Annotated in this window: 17 protein-coding genes; 2 read left to right on the top strand and 15 right to left on the bottom strand. The window is 39.5% G+C overall.

Features of this window, described 5'->3' with window-relative positions; all coding sequences use genetic code 11:
* Window position 1: 1 nt before the first annotated feature.
* From HMPREF1534_RS10395 to HMPREF1534_RS10450, 13 genes are all read right to left on the bottom strand, one after another.
* Window positions 2-757, bottom strand: coding sequence for a WecB/TagA/CpsF family glycosyltransferase (locus HMPREF1534_RS10395; protein WP_005939764.1), 756 nt, complete (start codon window positions 755-757; stop codon window positions 2-4).
* The gene (locus HMPREF1534_RS10400; protein WP_032932404.1) at window positions 754-1827 is read right to left on the bottom strand and encodes a glycosyltransferase family 4 protein; all 1074 of its coding nucleotides are present in this window, start codon (window positions 1825-1827) and stop codon (window positions 754-756) included. Before HMPREF1534_RS10400 ends, HMPREF1534_RS10395 begins: the two co-directional genes overlap by 4 nt.
* Window positions 1820-2728: a DUF6492 family protein gene (locus HMPREF1534_RS10405; RefSeq protein ID WP_005939759.1), complete on the bottom strand. Its 909-nt coding sequence runs from the start codon at window positions 2726-2728 to the stop codon at window positions 1820-1822. The genes HMPREF1534_RS10400 and HMPREF1534_RS10405 overlap by 8 nt, the downstream gene beginning before the upstream one ends.
* Window positions 2725-3150, bottom strand: coding sequence for an acyltransferase (locus tag HMPREF1534_RS10410; RefSeq protein WP_233513251.1), 426 nt, complete (start codon window positions 3148-3150; stop codon window positions 2725-2727). Before HMPREF1534_RS10410 ends, HMPREF1534_RS10405 begins: the two co-directional genes overlap by 4 nt.
* Window positions 3151-3262: 112 nt before the next feature.
* Window positions 3263-4321, bottom strand: a complete 1059-nt coding sequence (locus tag HMPREF1534_RS10415) for a glycosyltransferase (protein ID WP_005939753.1) — start codon at window positions 4319-4321, stop codon at window positions 3263-3265.
* 1 nt (window position 4322) lies between these two features.
* Window positions 4323-4760: a DapH/DapD/GlmU-related protein gene (locus HMPREF1534_RS0118965; RefSeq protein ID WP_005939749.1), complete on the bottom strand. Its 438-nt coding sequence runs from the start codon at window positions 4758-4760 to the stop codon at window positions 4323-4325.
* A 271-nt stretch (window positions 4761-5031) separates the two neighbouring features.
* A complete protein-coding gene (locus HMPREF1534_RS10420; RefSeq protein ID WP_005939746.1) occupies window positions 5032-6150 on the bottom strand; it encodes a polysaccharide pyruvyl transferase family protein in 1119 nt (372 codons plus the stop codon).
* Window positions 6147-7316, bottom strand: a complete 1170-nt coding sequence (locus tag HMPREF1534_RS10425) for a Coenzyme F420 hydrogenase/dehydrogenase, beta subunit C-terminal domain (protein ID WP_005939743.1) — start codon at window positions 7314-7316, stop codon at window positions 6147-6149. Before HMPREF1534_RS10425 ends, HMPREF1534_RS10420 begins: the two co-directional genes overlap by 4 nt.
* Window positions 7294-8136, bottom strand: a complete 843-nt coding sequence (locus HMPREF1534_RS10430; protein ID WP_018452506.1) for a glycosyltransferase family 2 protein — start codon at window positions 8134-8136, stop codon at window positions 7294-7296. The genes HMPREF1534_RS10425 and HMPREF1534_RS10430 overlap by 23 nt, the downstream gene beginning before the upstream one ends.
* Window positions 8103-9107 (bottom strand): hypothetical protein, encoded by a 1005-nt coding sequence (locus HMPREF1534_RS10435; protein ID WP_018452505.1) that lies wholly within the window; start codon window positions 9105-9107, stop codon window positions 8103-8105. Before HMPREF1534_RS10435 ends, HMPREF1534_RS10430 begins: the two co-directional genes overlap by 34 nt.
* 264 nt (window positions 9108-9371) lie before the next feature.
* A complete protein-coding gene (locus HMPREF1534_RS10440; protein ID WP_005939734.1) occupies window positions 9372-10079 on the bottom strand; it encodes a hypothetical protein in 708 nt (235 codons plus the stop codon).
* Between the two features lie 8 nt (window positions 10080-10087).
* Entirely contained in the window at window positions 10088-11440 is a 1353-nt protein-coding gene (locus HMPREF1534_RS10445; protein ID WP_005939732.1) for a lipopolysaccharide biosynthesis protein, read from the bottom strand.
* A gap of 476 nt (window positions 11441-11916) precedes the next feature.
* Complete coding sequence (locus tag HMPREF1534_RS10450) at window positions 11917-12417, bottom strand: UpxY family transcription antiterminator (protein WP_005939730.1); 501 nt, start codon at window positions 12415-12417, stop codon at window positions 11917-11919.
* A 234-nt stretch (window positions 12418-12651) separates the two neighbouring features.
* Here HMPREF1534_RS10450 and HMPREF1534_RS0118960 point away from each other — a divergent pair, with 234 nt between their 5' ends.
* Entirely contained in the window at window positions 12652-12831 is a 180-nt protein-coding gene (locus tag HMPREF1534_RS0118960; RefSeq protein WP_018452502.1) for a hypothetical protein, read from the top strand.
* A 438-nt stretch (window positions 12832-13269) separates the two neighbouring features.
* On the top strand, window positions 13270-15693 hold the full coding sequence (locus HMPREF1534_RS10455) for a DUF3987 domain-containing protein (protein ID WP_005939728.1): 2424 nt from the start codon (window positions 13270-13272) through the stop codon (window positions 15691-15693).
* A 359-nt stretch (window positions 15694-16052) separates the two neighbouring features.
* Here HMPREF1534_RS10455 and HMPREF1534_RS10460 read toward each other — a convergent pair whose 3' ends face one another.
* Window positions 16053-16283 (bottom strand): DUF4248 domain-containing protein, encoded by a 231-nt coding sequence (locus HMPREF1534_RS10460; RefSeq protein WP_005939726.1) that lies wholly within the window; start codon window positions 16281-16283, stop codon window positions 16053-16055.
* Window positions 16284-16492: 209 nt separating this feature from the next.
* Window positions 16493-17446, bottom strand: a complete 954-nt coding sequence (locus HMPREF1534_RS10465) for an Rpn family recombination-promoting nuclease/putative transposase (RefSeq protein ID WP_005939724.1) — start codon at window positions 17444-17446, stop codon at window positions 16493-16495.
* Between the last annotated feature and the right edge of the window lie 10 nt (window positions 17447-17456).

Genomic DNA, 17456 nt, shown 5'->3' with positions numbered 1-17456 from the left:
TTTATTTTTTGTCGAAGGGATTTCTGTATATTCCAAGCAATTGCAAGATAAAGTAATAAAAGAATTGCATGTCGTCTATGAAATAGCGCTTGAATAAACGTTTGGGTTCTTTCATGCAGCGATATAGCCATTCCATACCTATTTTCTGCCAAATGGCAGGAGCGCGTTTCAACGTGCCGGCTTCAAAGTCAATGGTAGCACCCAGTCCCATGAATATATCCACACCCGGCATTCGGTTACGGTATTTCATTATCCATTTTTCCTGTTTGGGGGCACCTACACCTACCAATAACACATTGGCACCGCTTTCATTTACAATGCGTATTAGCTCTTCACATTCTTCTGCTTTTTTTTCAAAGCCATAGGAAGGTGAATGCGCACCTACTACAATGTTTCTCCCTACCTTTTGGTTGATTTTTTTCATAGCCTTGACTGCGATACCTTCGGCTGCTCCTAATAAAAATATCTTGCAGTTTGGGTCGTTCTTGTGGTATTCATAAAAAGCGGTAAAAAAGCTGGAACCCGGTATGGCTTCCGGTAACGGATGTTTCAGTAGCTTGGAGAGAAGATATAGGATTTTGCTGTCACAGATTACCCATTCCGCCTGCTGGTATACATCATAAAATTCTTTATCCTTTTGCAGTTTTACCAAGTGATCTACATTAGGAGTGATAAGTACTCCTTTAGTCAGGTTATTCAGTAATTCATTTCGAGTGATTATCTGAATATTGGTATTTAAAAATGGCGTTGTTATCATTTCATCAGAGATTGATATAAGTGTCTCAAATCAGTAAATACTTTTTGTGGAAAGAAATCTTGAATAGTTTGGTAAGCTTTTTCACCGTGCTGTTTGATATCTTCCGGGTGTTCTATGTAGTGTGCAATGGCTTTTGCTATTTCTTCTTTATTTCCGGGTTGAACTAACATACCGTTTTCTTTTGTTTGAATGACTTCAGGAATCCCACCGACAGGAGTGGATATAACAGGATGTTTATAGCTCATCGCTTCGAGAATTGCAATGGGAAGCCCTTCATTGTAAGAGGGTAGTATATATACATCCTCCCAGTTCAGACATTCTGTTTTTTTCTCTCCGGAAATCCATCCTTCATAGCTGACAAAATCTTCCAATTGGTGATTTCTTATGAAAGTTTTTATGTCTCCGTCTACCTCGTTACCTCCCATTCTCAGTAGCAGTTTGTCTTTAAAATACTCTTTGTTGTCGCTGATGGCTTGCAGCAAGTCAAATCCTCCCTTGCGCATACTTATTTCTCCCATAAACATAAGATGTAATTTGTTGTCTTTCCGTGGAGAATCTCTAAAATTAGGGGGAGGTACAATATTGTTTAACACGGATATCTTACTTTTGTCTACTCCTATCGAACTGAAATATTTTTTCCATGAATCCGACAAGACAATCAGACAATCGCATTTATTCAAAGTTTCCCTTATGTTAACTTGGTCATTGCTGTTTTGATAAAACTCTACAAAGTCCGCAGCATGTTCGTGGAGAATTACTTTTTTGTTCAGCCTTTTGGCCAAATTGATAAATATCTTGCATCTGTAGAAAGAAGCATTGGCTGCCCCGTGTATATGTACTATTTCGATATTCTTGTCAATAAGGCATTTTATCCACATTCGGATTATAGCCTGTAATGCGTATCCGGATTTTACGAGTTTGTTTCCTAATTTCCACGTTGGTATGAACTGCATGTTTTCGATGTATTTATCATACGATACGAGTACGGCAGTCATACCTCCTTTGGTTTTCATGGAAACTCCCATGAAAAGGACTTTTCGTGAAAGTGCCTTGTTGATGTATTTATTCATGATTTTCCCAATATTGGTGTATAGCTTCATTAATTTTGTTGAAGTCAAGATACTTATCAGACAATAATTTTCTGTTTTTCTTTTGTAACCACAATCCCATTGTTTCAGGGTCTGATAAGGATTCTTTTATAGCCGATACAAAGGATTTTGTGTCAGGACATTCGGAAATATCTATTTGAGGAAATAAATGCTTGTTAATGATAGAATGATTCTTTAACTTCAATTCCTTGTCAGTAAAAATTCCGTATGTATAATACTCACTAAATCTGTATGTGTTGCATAATGCTATTTTCCAGTTACGCCAAATGGAGTTTTTTTTAATACGTTGAAGTAGTAAGTTTGTATTTTCTTTTACAAAGCATACAGGAGTATTCATATAGTTATATTTGCCGATGTCGGTCAAAGTTTGGGGAAGTTTTAATAGTTTTTTTGCTGCTTGACAATATTCATCATGGCTTGGTTCATTGACATGGTTTACTCGGTACATGATATATTTACCGTTTTTTTTCCATCTACTTATATTAAACGGCTTCATGAATACTGTTTCTGAATCTATGTTGAATACTGCTTCATATTTGTCTCCTATCACTTCAAATACTCCAAGTTTGCAGATTTGCTGAATTATCCATTCTCGGACTGGAATTGTGATAGGGCTGATATGAAAATGATGTCCCAATATTTTAAAAGGAACTCTGACCATAAACCAAGGTAAGATGGTTGATTTCTTATAGACTTTGTGTTTCCCATATTTTAAGGATTGGAACAACTTTATATCCTCGTCATTTACAAATATAAAGTGATCTAACTCGGGAGAAAAACGGTCTATGCTTTCGCACAGCAGTTTACATTCATTATAATCATTTTTATACGACTGGGTTATGATAGCTATTTTTTGTGTCATAATTTATTTCTTTTTTTTATTAAGTGGGCAGGATTTCCTCCCACTATACTATATTCTTCAAAATCTTTAGTGAGTACTGTACCGGCTGCAATGATAGAGCCTTTCTTGATGTGTCTTCCTGGAGTCATGATAACACGTGTACCTATCCAGCAATCATCTTCTATAATTGTTTGAGGAACTTTTGAGGAAGAACCCTGAAAGCACATAGGGACTGATGTATCATGATAATTATGGTTGTTTTGGACGATATGTACATCGGAGGCCATCATCACATATTTCCCTATAATTGTATTTTTAGGTACTACGCATCTTTCTCCGATTCCACTATAATCTCCAATTTCAAGGTCTTTTCCGTTTCCGAAGTACGCCAGGCGGTCTATGGTGGAAATCTTGCCACATGATTTAAAGATTCGTTTAACCAAAAAAATACGTATCGCGTTGCTAGGTTTACCTACAACAGGGGCGTAAGAGCTTGGTAGGTATCGTGCAAATCCATAGTATAAAAGTAGGTATATATTTCTCATAATGGTTTATTTATATACTGTTTATAATAGGTAGAAAAGATTCTTTTATAATGTTTTCCCATTGATATTTATGTAATGATTCTCTGATGAGTTGACTATCATATTGTTCTTTGTTTTTCAGCATCGTTTCTAATGCATTTTGAAAAGATGCAGCGTTGTCTTGATGTAATATTCCGTTTGTAGGAGTAATGATTTTTTTATTGGAGTAGGTAGAGGTTGCTACACATACTAAACCGGACAAAATGTATTCGTACGTTTTAGTAGGAGGTTGGTGGTCATAATAATCTGTAATAGGCACATAGGATATACCGATATTATGAGAATCGAAAAAAGTAGATAGTGCAGTGTAGGGAAGACGACCATGTAATGTGATATGTTCATTTAATCCTTTTTCGTTTACATATTGTCTTAATTCTTGCAATTCATTGCCTGAACTGTCACCTATGATATCGTAGTGAGATTTGATTTCCGGATGTAGTTTGGTGAAATTTTCATATCCTTTTACTGTATCTATAATGTTTCTGTTGGCAAGTGTGCCTACATATAATAGGTTAAGTTCATCGAAAGTTTTATTTGTGTGTGACAGAATATCAGCTCCTAAAGGAAGAATGAAATACTTTTTGCCAGACCATGATATTTGTTCTTTTACTCCTTGCGTGATAAAAGAAGCAGAATCAAATACTGCAATATCCTTTTGTATTTGTTTGTTTATGCTTGCTCTTTCTTCCAGATTGGTATTTACTGCCAATGTTCTAATATCAATGTGCATTTTTTTCCAAAAAAGTATGCGCTTTAATAGAGAACATTTAGGAAAATAAAGAATGAATATAGCCCCATCAAAGAATAAACAGTTGACAATAGCATAAATAAGGAAGAGCACTGCTCTTATGACAATATTTCCATATCTTGGTACATAGATGGTATTTACATTGGGAATTTTAATTTTTTTCCATCCCAAATCGAAAGATACGTATCTGATTTTATACTGTTGATTTAGATGTTCACAATATTTTAGCGTATCAGTTGTATAGCCAAACTGATAGCGGTCGATGAATAATATTTTTTTCATATCAATTGTCGTTTTTACACCAATCTAAGAACTCTTGGTAAGAACTGAATTTAAAATTATGAGGCGTAAATCGCTGGCTATCACTATAATATATAGCTTCTTCAGTTAATTCGTTTTCATTGGGATAGCGTCCGTATTTATTGTAGAAAGCAATTACATTTTCTTTGGCTTCCAAGGGAGCTTCTTTCAGGCGTTTAGCAAAATACTCATCTAAAGAATAAATTACTTTACAAGGATTACCTACGGCTACACTGTTGGGAGGAATTGATTTGGTAACAACGCTCCCGGCTCCTATAATGCAGTTATCTCCTATGGATACACCTTTCAGTACCGTGCAATCTGCTCCAAAATAAATATTATTTCCTATAGTAACACTTACTTCCAGACGAGTTAACCATTTGGTTGTATTTTCCAATGAATACATGCGAAACCCAGTCATGAGTATATATTTTGAAATTGATGTTCATATCTACCCTGTTTCCTATTGAGATAAGATGTGGGCGAGTAAGGTCGATAAATGTACTTCTTGGGAATCTAATAATACAATTTTCTCCGATTGTAATTTCTTTTGATCGTAAAAAAGCTATGTATCTGTCAGAAGAAAGATAATGTTTTTGATTTTTAATAAAGTGGATTATTTTCTTTATCATTGAATTTTATTTTAAGTGTATAGAATTGTGGCATGAAAATGTTTTCTTTTATTTTTTAAGTTATTGGGATATGGCTTGTTTTATCCAATTAATGGACTTTACTCGTTTCATGTTTAATTTGCATTGTTCTGAACTTGTATCGTAGATAGGGAAAATGCGTTGCAAATCAGTACCAATGGGAATAACACATTGTTCTAACCCTAAGGTTGTCAGCAGTGTTGATTGTCTGTCATCTCCTTTATCGTTAGGTATGATAGAAACAAGAGGTTTTCCGAAGTTGAGAGCAAAAGCAGTTCCGTGAAAAGAAGAAGTTATCACCATGTCGGCATTGGCAAACAAGTCTATAAATTCATAAATGGAAGCATCGGTTTTGTCTGTCATTTCAATTCCACAGGCTTCTTCTTTCTTTTTATACCCTTCTAATGCAATAACTTTGTAGCCGTATTTGGTAGCTAAATATGCAGTTACTTCAAAAATGTATGGCTTGGGGTTAAAAGCATAGTCCAACATGTAAAAAAGAATATATTTACTTGTCTTATGGAAGTTTGAACGTGGAATAAGGTTTAGCCATTCTTCTTTTGACAAAAGCAGGGTAGGATCTAAAATGATTTTGACTTCTTTGTCTATAGACAATTCATTGTTGATTATGTTGATTCCGTTTTGTTCGCGTACAGAAAGTGCATTGAATTTGGATAAATGTTTTTTGTATTTATCTATATATTGTGGAGGAAGTGATTTTAAGGCAAAACTTGAAGCGATGGAAATTCGTTTTATATTGTCTGGGAGATAAGAAAGCATGAAAGTGGAATCTCCTTTTAGATACTTAGCATTCCATATTTGGTCACTTCCAGTAGCGATGACATCATATTCGTTCCAGTTTTCTTGTCGTAGAGCATCTAATGTTGGATATTCTTTGGTAAAATGAAAATATTTTTTTTTGAATGCTTGCAGTTTCTTCTGTTTGCGATGTATAGCTCGTACTCCCAAAAACTGTGCAACTTTGTTTTTTAGATTGGGCTTTTTAAATCCTATACTGTAGTGCCATTGGTTAGGGTATGTATAGTTAATGATATAGCAATCAGTACCCATTTTTTTAAATACTTCTTGAGTAGCATATGCTTGTAATACAGAACCATAATTGGGGACGGAATAAATAGTGATAAGTCCGATTTTTTTCATAAGTTTTTCTTGGTTAATTTCAGTAGTACTTTCATTATTAAAACTATTAGCTTCAGTGGAATCATTTTTTGTCTTAGAAGTGATAGTACAACTATTCGGGCTGTTTGAGGCTCATTCAGACGATGGGATATTTGCCCTTCGGCCACTGTCTCAAACGGATGTTTTACCAGTTCGGTGCTTTTTAGCTTTTGTATGACATTTCTTCCTCGTTGACTAAAGGCAATTAAGGCACTGACTCCTTTCTGATTGCTTTCATAAGTTTTTCCCCATAAATCACCGATTCGTATATCAGCCGATGAGTGATTGTACTTGTATTTGCAACGGGAGTAACAAGCTTTTCCCAAACAGGCATTTCTGAAGAATAATTGATAGAAAATATCTCCTTGGCTGGCTTTGGAATTATAAAAGTGTTTTTCTCCTTTTATTAACATATTTAAAGAGTCGTGCCAGTTTATCCTGTCGCTATGCTTTTCGCTGTCTATGTTCATGTTCCATGAGTTCGGCTGTCCTGAAAGCTTATTTCTCCATGAAACATAGGTTATAGGGCCGACTTGCTTTTCTACCATTTGTTCGTATCTCTTCCATGTATATATAGATGGAGTACCATGACAAAAGAAATCCATCAGTATAAAGTTGTCTTCTGCCTTGATTTTTTTGATATATCTACGAAATGAATCTATTTGACAGGGAGTTCCGGTAATCAAGTATTTCTCTTTTCTGTTTATCTTTTTAAAAGCTTCTACAGTGTAGCTTTGTATGTACTTGCTTCCGGTAGATGGGATAAGTTCCTTTAATTCGGTGGCTATATAATGTTCTGCCCTTTTGTTTTCAGTATTGTATCGGACACCACATACTTTATATCCTTCTGCCAGCAAGTCTTTGGCAATTTCAAATCCGACACCTCCTGAAGAGCATATTGTCCTTATCCTTGCATCTTTACTCCATGCTGCATAACTGACTTGTGGCATATTGGGAGTGGCAAGTGTATCGTGAGCAAATGCACATACTTCTACACATAATCCACATCCAGTGCATCGGGAAGAATCAGAGATGGTTGGTTCGTAAAAGCCGTCTTTGTTCAGTACGATGGAAATAATTTTTTTTCCGCATACCATTGCACATACACCGCAACCATAGCAATTTTTAGTATTTTGTATGTTGTTCATGTTTTAGTTTTTTTATTTTGGATATTAAGTAGTTACGGAAGTATTTTATAGTCCATCGAAATAAATAGAATTTTTCTTGAATTAAGTTGTGTGAATGTTTATTGAAGAATATAGTTTTATCATGATAGAACTTTGAGAAATGTGAAATCGTTGAAATTCCTCCGTAGTACATATTAATTGAAACAATAGAAGAAAAGTATATGGGCTGTCGTGCATCACAAGCTCTTATAAACCAATCTATATCTGCTGAAATGGAAAACCTATCATCGTAAATACCTATTTGATGATAGATACTTCGGGGAATCAATGTGGCAGGGTGTAATATTCCCATACCTAATGATTTGTAACTTTTCCTGCATAATTCTTCATTGGGAGTATAAATAGTTGGGGGGATTGGACTTTGGTGAATAAAACGCATGGACGAAGCGATGATAGGTAAATAGTCTTTTGGAAATGATTCTATCAATTGTGCTAATTCTTTCAGTGCTTGCGGTTCAATATAGTCATCACTGTTTACTATCCATATATAAATACCATTCGAACGTTGGATTCCTTTGTTGAAAGCATCGTAGATACCTTTGTCCGGTTCGCTTTTTATTTTCATGCGTCCTTCGAATTTGGACTCATATTCATGTAAGATGTTTAATGTATTGTCCTTGGAGTTGCCATCTACAATGATGTACTCATAGTCTTTAAACTCTTGCACAAGGACAGATTCTAACGTTCGGGCAATAGTTTTTTCACTATTGTAGCAGACTGTAACGATTGAGAAAAGTGGAGTATGGTTCATTTGATATATTTTTGAGATTTGCTTATCCATAAATTGCTACTGCATAAGGCTATCATCAAAGCCAATGTAGTAAAAGAATAACTGATGGAAAGTGTCATATACAGAATGTAAAACATACAGTATTTCTGCCTGAATAATTTATCAATGTAATTTGTGTTACGGATGAAGACTATATTTATTAATAGTCCTAACACAATGCCGAATCGAGCGAATGTACTGACTATTCCGTTGCTGCTAAGCAGATAAGAGGATATGTGCGTGTTTACATAAGAATTGTTTATGGTACCATATCCTAAAATGGGTCTGTCTTGTATATTGAGATAGTCCATTATTATTCCTTCCCAGCGTCTTACTGTCATTGTTCTTTTTTCTGATTCTATTTCACTGGTAAGTTGGTTATTATTGTATAGAAAATTTTCACTTTCATCTTCTTTTTTTATTTTGTCTGCCATGAAAGGTAAGTTCATGATATACAGAAATGTTGGTATGCCCACAATAATATACAGTATTTGAGTTGATTTCTTGCTATTTTGTAGAATGAAATAATTTGCTATTATCAGGAGGAAAGCAGAATATCCAGTTGTAGAGAATGTGCTGAATAATCCCAGTGTCAAGATATAGAAACTACGGTTTCTTTTTATCCGTTTTTTTATAAGCAGGTTAAAATAGATGGCGAAACAGATGAATGAAGCAAAAAGTCCAGGTTCCCAGGCGAATCCGCAGTTTCGCATAAACGGTCCTATTCCTTTCCCTTCATAGATATGAATGTTGGGTACATTGAAGATGAGTAGGGAGGCCACACTGGTGCTTGATGCGGGCTGCATGAAGCCAATGGACTCGAAGAATCCTATACCGATAACATGCATTATCATCCATAATATCAGACTGATGCCTGTTAGGTACGTAATGTATTGGGTGGTTTTCTCATAAAGCTTATTGCCGAATATTTTGACTAAACTATATCCTACCGTAATGTTGATATACAAGATGAGATAGGGCATAATCTTGAATTCTATGTCTGTGAGATAGTGTAGCACAGTCCATATGGTCAAGATAGCGTATAGGATGACTAAGTTCTTATTTTGTAAGGATATTTTGTGTTTTATAAAAGTATGTATACATAGCACTAACAATAATCCTACTCCGACAGGATTCGAACGGAAATCCATGTCGCTGGTGAATAGAGTGGCTCGTGCTGCAAGTAAGATGACATAGAAGAGGTAAATCTTTTCTAACGTAATGGACTTTAACATGATAAGTAAGGGCTAATTATTCAATTCTGGTTCAATGTAGTGCAGTGCGGATTTCATTTGTTGCAGTTTTTCTATGTTTTCATCCACTCCGTTGCTTGTACCGTATACCGAGATGTTTTGGAAGTATTTTTGCTCCAGTTCTTCCAATTGCTTGATAGACATGCGTTCTTCTTTTTTATATAAGTGTTTTTCATGTTCGATGATTTGAGCAGTGGAAAAAACTCGCTTCTTTATACTTGCCGGACTGCCGGATACAACGGCATAGGGGGGTACATCTTTGGTAACAAGACTGTTTGTTCCGATAATGCTTCCTCTTCCTATGTGTACTCCTGCCATAATGGTTACTCCTGCTGCTATCCATGCGTCTTCTTCTATGATGACATCTGCTGATTTGTCGTTGATATGGGAAGCACCAAGCAGGAACTGCGGTATGCTTACCGTTTTTCTGTGATTGTTGGTAATGATGGTACAGTTGGCAGCTAATACGGCATATTTTTTTATAACGACTTTTTCAGTTGGGGAGTTGATGATTGTCAGTCCATGGGTTATCTTGACATTCTCTTCGATGTAGACAGAAGCTGGTGAATAGATTCGTAAAGGATAAAGCAAAATGGTGTTTTTTCCGCAATAGCCTAGTTCTTGTGGAAGAGGAAAACTGTTCCATATCCACACTAATGCTTTTTTGCATTTTTTCAGCCAAGTAATTTTGTTTTTTTTCATGATTCAATTTATTTAATCCAGATCCCGGTAGCTTTTTGTGAGAGTATTTTCCGTATTTGTATGGTGAAGAATGTTGAATATATCAGGTTGATGATGCACATAGATAGAATTACTCCTAATATGCCTACAAAATGTCCTAAAAACAGTGAGAGTGGAATATGTAATACGAGTCCAATCAATACTACGTAGGTTTGTAGTTTTACACTTCCCACCCCGTTGATAAGCATGACTTGCAGTGAATCCCAACAATGGATAATGGTATATAGGGCGATAGAGCAAGTCAAGACAAAGGGGATGTCTACTTTGTCTCCAATCCAGATTTTGTATAGGATGGGAGATGCAAACACGGTGCAGGTTACTGCGATACATAAAAAGTAAAATACATATGTCATTTTGCGGTAGATGCTGTTCATCCAGACAAAGTCTTTTTGTGTATAAGCATCGGTAAATGCAGGCCATAGAGGAGACAGGAAAATGCTGTATACCATTACAATTACGTTCAATACCTTGTATGCAATGTTGTACTGGGTTACGGCATTCGGTCCGTCTATGTGCGAAATCAAAATGTTGGTTGCCTGATAAAGTACAATCATTTGTATCTGTATGATGAAGAACTTGACTCCTAGTCCTCCCAAGTCTTTGGTATACTTAATATTGATATTTTTTATGGTTGGAGACACTTGTCTGAACTTGCCTTTGAAGAAGATGACTGAAGCAACGATAACCACTAGTATGGGCATCATGGAGTAGGCGATAGCTAGATTGGGAAGGGCAGGAGGAATACACCTGGTCATGATGAAAATGATGATAAGTGCAAACAGTTGCCCTATTACATTGAAAAGAGAAGACAGTGCGACTTTTTGGAATGCAGCGACTACAGCTATGAAAACATTGGAAATCATCTGCAAGGCCACAAATACAAAAAGTATCTGTATCGTTTTCGTTACTTCTGCTTGGTAGGCAATGTCTACATTAAGAAATGCACACCAATCTATGTGCGGACTTATCAACAGCAATACTACGGTTAGCGGAACAAATATTACTGTCATTATAAAGTAGGTGGTAGAGACAAGACTGCGTCCTCTGTCAAAATCCTTTTGTGCAATAGCTTCTGCTAGTCGGTTTTTCAATCCTAAGGTGAATCCCACATCCATATAAGTAAGCCAATAAAGAATGGAGGATATGGTAAGCCATATTCCGTATATTTCACTAGATACATACCCTAAAGTTAGAGGGACGAGAATCAAGGATGTGGCAATGCTGATTCCTTTTACGAGCAGGGAACCGGCTATGTTCTGCTTGATCGCTTTGGTTCTTGAGTTTTTACTGTTTAAGATCTTGTTTAGAAATGTTTTTATCATTGGTGATATGTTATTAGAATTTATATGGGATAGATGTAGATGGTTGATTTGTATGAATGTGTATATTTTTTTATGCGACATACCTTTCAGGAAGAGTGTCTGCAAAAGGTGCTTCTCTGAAAAGGAAAATAAAATGTATCTGAATATTTTTTAGAGTCTGTTTTGCTTGCCGGACTTGACGATTTATCCGGCTTATGATAGGGAAGGCAGCAAGAGACTTCCGAAAAGGGTTTCTGAGATTGGTGATGCTAAGTTTGAAGTAAATAAGTTGCTTCAGCTTTTCTTTTATTCTTCCAATGTGAAGAAATCAGACTCTTGAAGAGTGACGAGAATGTCTGAATTACTTGCCTTGTCTTGTTGGTTTCAGGCAAATGTGGCGAAAATACCCAAGGGTTTGATGCCGTACCTGTAAGCAGTCTATTTTCTCTTTTTACAGGGGAAGGAGAATAGCTTTATTGCTCTGATAAATTCTTTTTTTATTTCACTGCTTCCACAAACCCCACCGGCATATCCACTCCGGCATATCCTAGCATTTCCAGTCGCACTACCACCTTGCTGCGTCCGTCCACGTTCACCAGCTCTCCTTCCATTCCCGCCAGAGGGCCTTTGATTACCCTCACCATTTCACCGGGAGCCAGTGGTGTGCTGCACATTTCCACCGCCTCTTCGCTATAGTCCAGCATAAACTTGAAACGCTCCATCTGCAGGTCGGGAATCACGGCAGGTGTATGTTCGCCCCTCAGCACCATGTAGCGGCTCACCGACGAGAGTGTCAGCACTTCCGCACGTTCCTGCGGTGTGGCGTGCACAAAAATCATCATCGGAATCACCACGCGTGTCACCTTCTGACGACGGTGCGTCCATTGGCGAATCTCCTCCTGCACGGGCAGGAAGTTCTCGATTCCCATTTTCGTGAGACGCTCGGCAGTCTTTTTCTCGTGACGGGAAAGCACGTAGGCTACATACCATTTTTTCATTCTATATCAGTCAAGGGGGGAGTGGGAAGGAGGGGATAAGGTGCGCTACGCGGTCGTCAGTGTAATCTCACTGCCGATCCCTCCTTGTTATTCTCTGCAAAATTAGACATTAATTTACGAATTACAATATTTTGTTCATAAAAACTCAAATATTTAACATTGTAATTGCGGATTTTTATATTTTTGCTCCTTTTTAATTTTTAAATATTTTAAGAATATGAATAAAAAGAAGATTTGGAAACAAATCAGGACAGATGGAACAAGGTGAGAAGTGTGGAAAAAGAGTTGGAGGAGCTGGAGCGAGACATTGAGAATGTATCGTTCCGACAGCTGGCGGAACTGAAGCGGATGTGTAGGAGGGGCTATAAAATATTCTCCAATCAACAAGAAAAGAAGAAGAAAGGGGAAGATTGACCGGCAAAAGAAAAAGAGGCAGGAAGAAGATCGATTGACCTAAAAGAAGGAAGGGGAGGAGTGATAACGGAGGATGTATGTAAGCGTCTCCGTGAGTCTGTATGGCTGTCCTTCTGGGGCTTCTTATACCGTTGGGGTATAAAAACGAAGTATTATGGATTTAAAAGAATACAGATTGGGAACAATTTGGAAAGGTTCCCTTGGAATATTGTCCTTACTGTTAAAAAGAATAAATAAAAAGAAGAATGCCAATTGTACACTTTAGTTCTGCCGGCTGTTTGTTAGGATGCTGATAAACAGTAGGTAAACGGTGGGTGATTTGGCGTAAAGTGTAATATTTCGTCAGTTTTAGATGTCGTACTTTCGCACATTGCAATTTTGAATTGCAGGCGAAGGGCAACGTTTTTTCCCTATCTTAAATTAAAACCCCATTTTAACATGGATTTTAATGATTTGTGCTCTTTCTATTTTAACGTGCGCGAACAGCGTTGCATTGAAATGTCACTGGAAGAGTTTGTAAATTACATCTGCAACGGACGATGGAAATCGACGGTCGAGATGTATCACCGCCTAATGGCTGAGGGCGATAAGAGTAAAGCCAAAGAGTTGAAGAACAAACTGCCCGGCCTGGTGGTGGCGGGGTATTGCGAGGGAAGCCATGCATTGAAGAACCGCCGCACGTGGAGTGGGAATGCCATGTTTGATGTCGACCATACGCAGGGACGTACACAGGAGTTCCTGCAGAAGCTGAAGGCGGTGCCGTGGGTCGGGGCAGGTTGGCGAAGTGTATCGTACGATGGTCTGAAAGTGGTGGTGCGTATCGAGGCTGCAACAGTCGAAGAGTATGTGCAGGCTTATGCGGTGGTGGCGTGGCATATCGGCCGCGTGATTGATTTTCCGTGTGACATGAGTTGCAAGAATCCCACTCGTCCGTGTTATGCGTCGTATGACGAGGAAGCCTTCTGCAAGCCCGCTTTCGAGCTTTTCCCTTGGCGGGAATTCCTCAAGGAGCATCCCGATAAAGCGGCACAGATCATGGAGGAACTGAAGGTGGAACCTGCCGCACCGGACAGCACGACAGGAACCGCTTCGGAATCTGCTTCGGAGCCTGTCTCGGAACCCCCGTCGGGCATCCTGCGCACCTTTTTTAATGACTTTCTGGCCCACAACGCTTTCATTCCCGGAGCAAAGAATGATTTCTTGCTCAAATTGGGTCGTATAGCCCGATATAAAGGACTGTCTGATAGTGAGTTGAGACAACTGGAAGCGTTGGCTGTGGAGCGTCTGAGCGATGCCGGGTGTCCGCCCGAAGATATCATCCCGAAAATGGATGCCGGATATCGTTATGTGGATAAAACTAAATTGTCTGATTATCAGCGTAATAATGTTAATGGTTGGGACCACAAGGACCAGGGACCATCTTTATGCTTTCCCGGTCCCGTGGGAGAGGCTGAAAAGGCTGAGAATGAGAAGCTTGAAGCGGACAAGCTCCACAAGAACGCTCCCCGCTTTCCGAAGTCGGTGTACGACGCTCTTCCCGACCTTCTTGTCCGTGGCTTGGAAGCAGCTCGAAGCAGCCGTGAAAAAGACCGTCTGCTGCTGGGGATGCTTGCCAATCTGAGTGCTTGTCTTCCCGGTGTGTGGATGAATTATGCCGACATGTGCTACACTCCTCATTTTTATGCGATGAGCCTTGCCGGTGCGGGGCGCGGCAAGGGGATTGTGACGCTCGGCTCTATTCTGCCCGATGCCGTTCAGCGCTATCTGGAAGACAAGAACAAGACGGTGCAGTCGGAGTATGACAAGAAGCAGTTGGCATGGGCGCTGGAAGAGCGTTTGGCCATTCAGGAGAAGCGTGTGCCCGACATCGACAAGCGTCCCGAGCCTCCGGTGAAGCGCATGCTCAAGATTTCGCCCAATATCTCGAAGAGTCAGTTGATTATTGCGCTTGAGGAGGCCGGTGCGCAAGGGGTGGTGATTAATGCTTCGGAGCTGGATATGCTTACCAATGCCATGAAGCAGGACTGCGGAAAGCATGATGATGTGCTTCGTGCCGCTTTTCACCACGAGGAGGCATCGTCTTATTATAAGACGGATAAGCGCATGGTGGTGGCGCATGTTCCTCATCTGGCATTGTGTCTTACGGGCACTCCTTCTCAGCTTCACCGTTTCATTTCGTCGTTGGAGAACGGTATGTACAGTCGTATGGCTTTTTATATCGGTGAGGGACGGTGGAAATGGATTTCGGCAGCTCCCGTGGAGGGCAGCACCGACCATGTGAAGCTGTTCAGGAAATTGAGTGAAGAGGTGCTTCGTATGTTTGTCTTTTTGTCCGGTTCGCCCACCGAGGTGTGTTTCACTCCCGGGCAGTGGGAGGAGCATACGCAGCGTTTCAGCAACGTTCTTCAGGAAGTGGTGAGTGAAGATGATGATTCGCATGGGGCGATTGTGTTTCGTCACGGGTTGATAGCGGCCCGCATAGCCATGGTGCTGACGGCGTTGCGCAAGTGTGAGCCGATGTGGAATGTGCAGCAGTGTCGGTGTACGGATGAGGATTTTCATACGGCAATGGATATGGTGAAAGTGTTGTTGGAGCACAGCTTGCTGTTGTCTACCACCGTGTCTGCCGTGGAGTCGGGCAAGGAACCCAAGCCGATGAAGAAGTTTTATCGCATACGTTCGGTATTGGCAAAGCTTCCCGAAAGCTTCACTTATACGCAGTTGAAGGAGGGGGCCGTGGAACATGGAATACCTTCCAGTTCGCTTAAAAGATACCTTGTCCGTTTGCTTGAGATGCAAATCATTGAAAAAGAGGATGGTATGTATCATAAACTCTGTAAATCCTGGTCCGGAAACTCATAAAGGTGGGCCCTGGTCCCAGTGGTCCCAAAGTTAGATGTCATTATATTGATAATCAGTATGTTGATTGTGAATCATATTGGAAATAACCGCAACCACCGGGAGGGCACCTGTGAAAGCCTCCGCTGCACCGTTTTTTTGTTGGTTTGAGTGGGTGGATTTCTATGGTGTATGTGTGGAATTCAGGGCAGACCCGTGTGTCCGCCCGATAGCATTCACCCTGAAAAAAGACCTTGATGTTCTCGAAAAACATCAAGGTCTTTTTCCCAAACATAATAGTCTTTTCCTGAAAGACGGAAGAGTTTTCCGGAAACACTTTAGTGCGTTTTTGTGCTGTTTTTCTTTCGCAACTCTCTTTTCCGTTAAGGCTCTCCCAGGTATTTCACAATGATTTCCACCTCCTGTTTCAGGTAGCAATGGCGGTATTTGTTGTAGCCTGTGGCATTGAGTTCTTCCGTCAGGCGGGGGATACGCCGTATCCATCGATAAAGGTTCTGCAGGGCGGCTCCTGGTTCGCGTCCGGGGCAATAGAGCGACGCCAGTTCCGCCTTGTCGTAAGTGCGGATGGCGAATGTTTCTTCTTCTTTCTTCATTATTCTTACTATGATTATTTATTGTTCTTTAATGTAAATATAACAATAAAATCTCTGATTATCAAATGATTAATGAAGTTTGTTTCGACATGCTCCGTTCTTTTTTTGAGGGGGAGGAGTTCCTTGTGGAGTAGATGGAATCTTCTCCGGCGGAACTCCGAATGGTCTCTGTTTTTTAAGTCTTTCTCATGGAAGATGAAGAAAGTAGGTTACAGAGATTCGATTTCTGTAAGGGAAAGGCCGGTGACTTGCATGATTTGCTCAGAGGTCATTCCCAAGGATTTCAGGTTGCGAGCCGTTTCAAATTTTTCTTCTCGACGTCCTTTCTCAATCCCTTTCTCAATTCCTTTCTCAATCCCTTTCTCGATTCCTTTCTCGATCCCTTTCTCGATTCCTTTTTCAATCCCTTTTTCAATTCCTTTCTCAAACCCTTCTTCAAACCCTTCTTCACTTCCTTTCTTTGCTGCATAGTCGATGGTAGCCAAATAATCACGATAGGCGTTTACACTGTTTTCATAGCGCACACGGTCTTCTTCGGAGAGAGAATGAACATCAACAATCTCTTCCAACTTCTCAAATACGGCTTTCTGAGCTTTAAAAGGCATACGATTCAATGTTTCCATGTTATTTAATACAAATATCCAACGTTCAAAATCCGTTTCGCACTCTGTTTCTGTCTTATTAAACAGGGGTAATGCGATAAAGATTTGCCTCAGTTTATCCGAAAACAATTTTCCGGTCTCACGGTCTGTCAATATAACATCGGTGCGCAACTTATGGTTCTCGTCCAACAGGAAATTGATGAAGAAGACTCCGTACACCGCTTTTATATCGAACTTCCAACTCTCTCCCTTCACGCCCTGACGGACAATGGCATGGGAAAGATAATACAGAGCACGTTCCTTGAAATAAACCTGGGAGCGGTTTTGCATCTCCACAATTATTTTCTCACCCGTGTCCGTGGTGCAGAAGATGTCGTAGATGGCAATACGCTCTTCCGGATAGATCGGCAACTGCTCATTGTTCAGAAAGGTAAGGTCGGTTATCACCCGTTCGCCCTCCAACAAATCATTTAAGAACTCGATTAGCAACTCCTTGGATACTTCCTGACCGAATATTTTCTTGAAGCCGTAATCGGTGAACGGATTGATAAACTTTCCCATTATGTTTTTC

This window comes from Phocaeicola massiliensis B84634 = Timone 84634 = DSM 17679 = JCM 13223 (assembly GCF_000382445.1).
GTDB lineage: Bacteria > Bacteroidota > Bacteroidia > Bacteroidales > Bacteroidaceae > Phocaeicola > Phocaeicola massiliensis.
The sequence above is the reverse complement of the archived record's forward strand: the minus strand, read 5'-3'. Positions and strand labels throughout refer to the sequence as shown.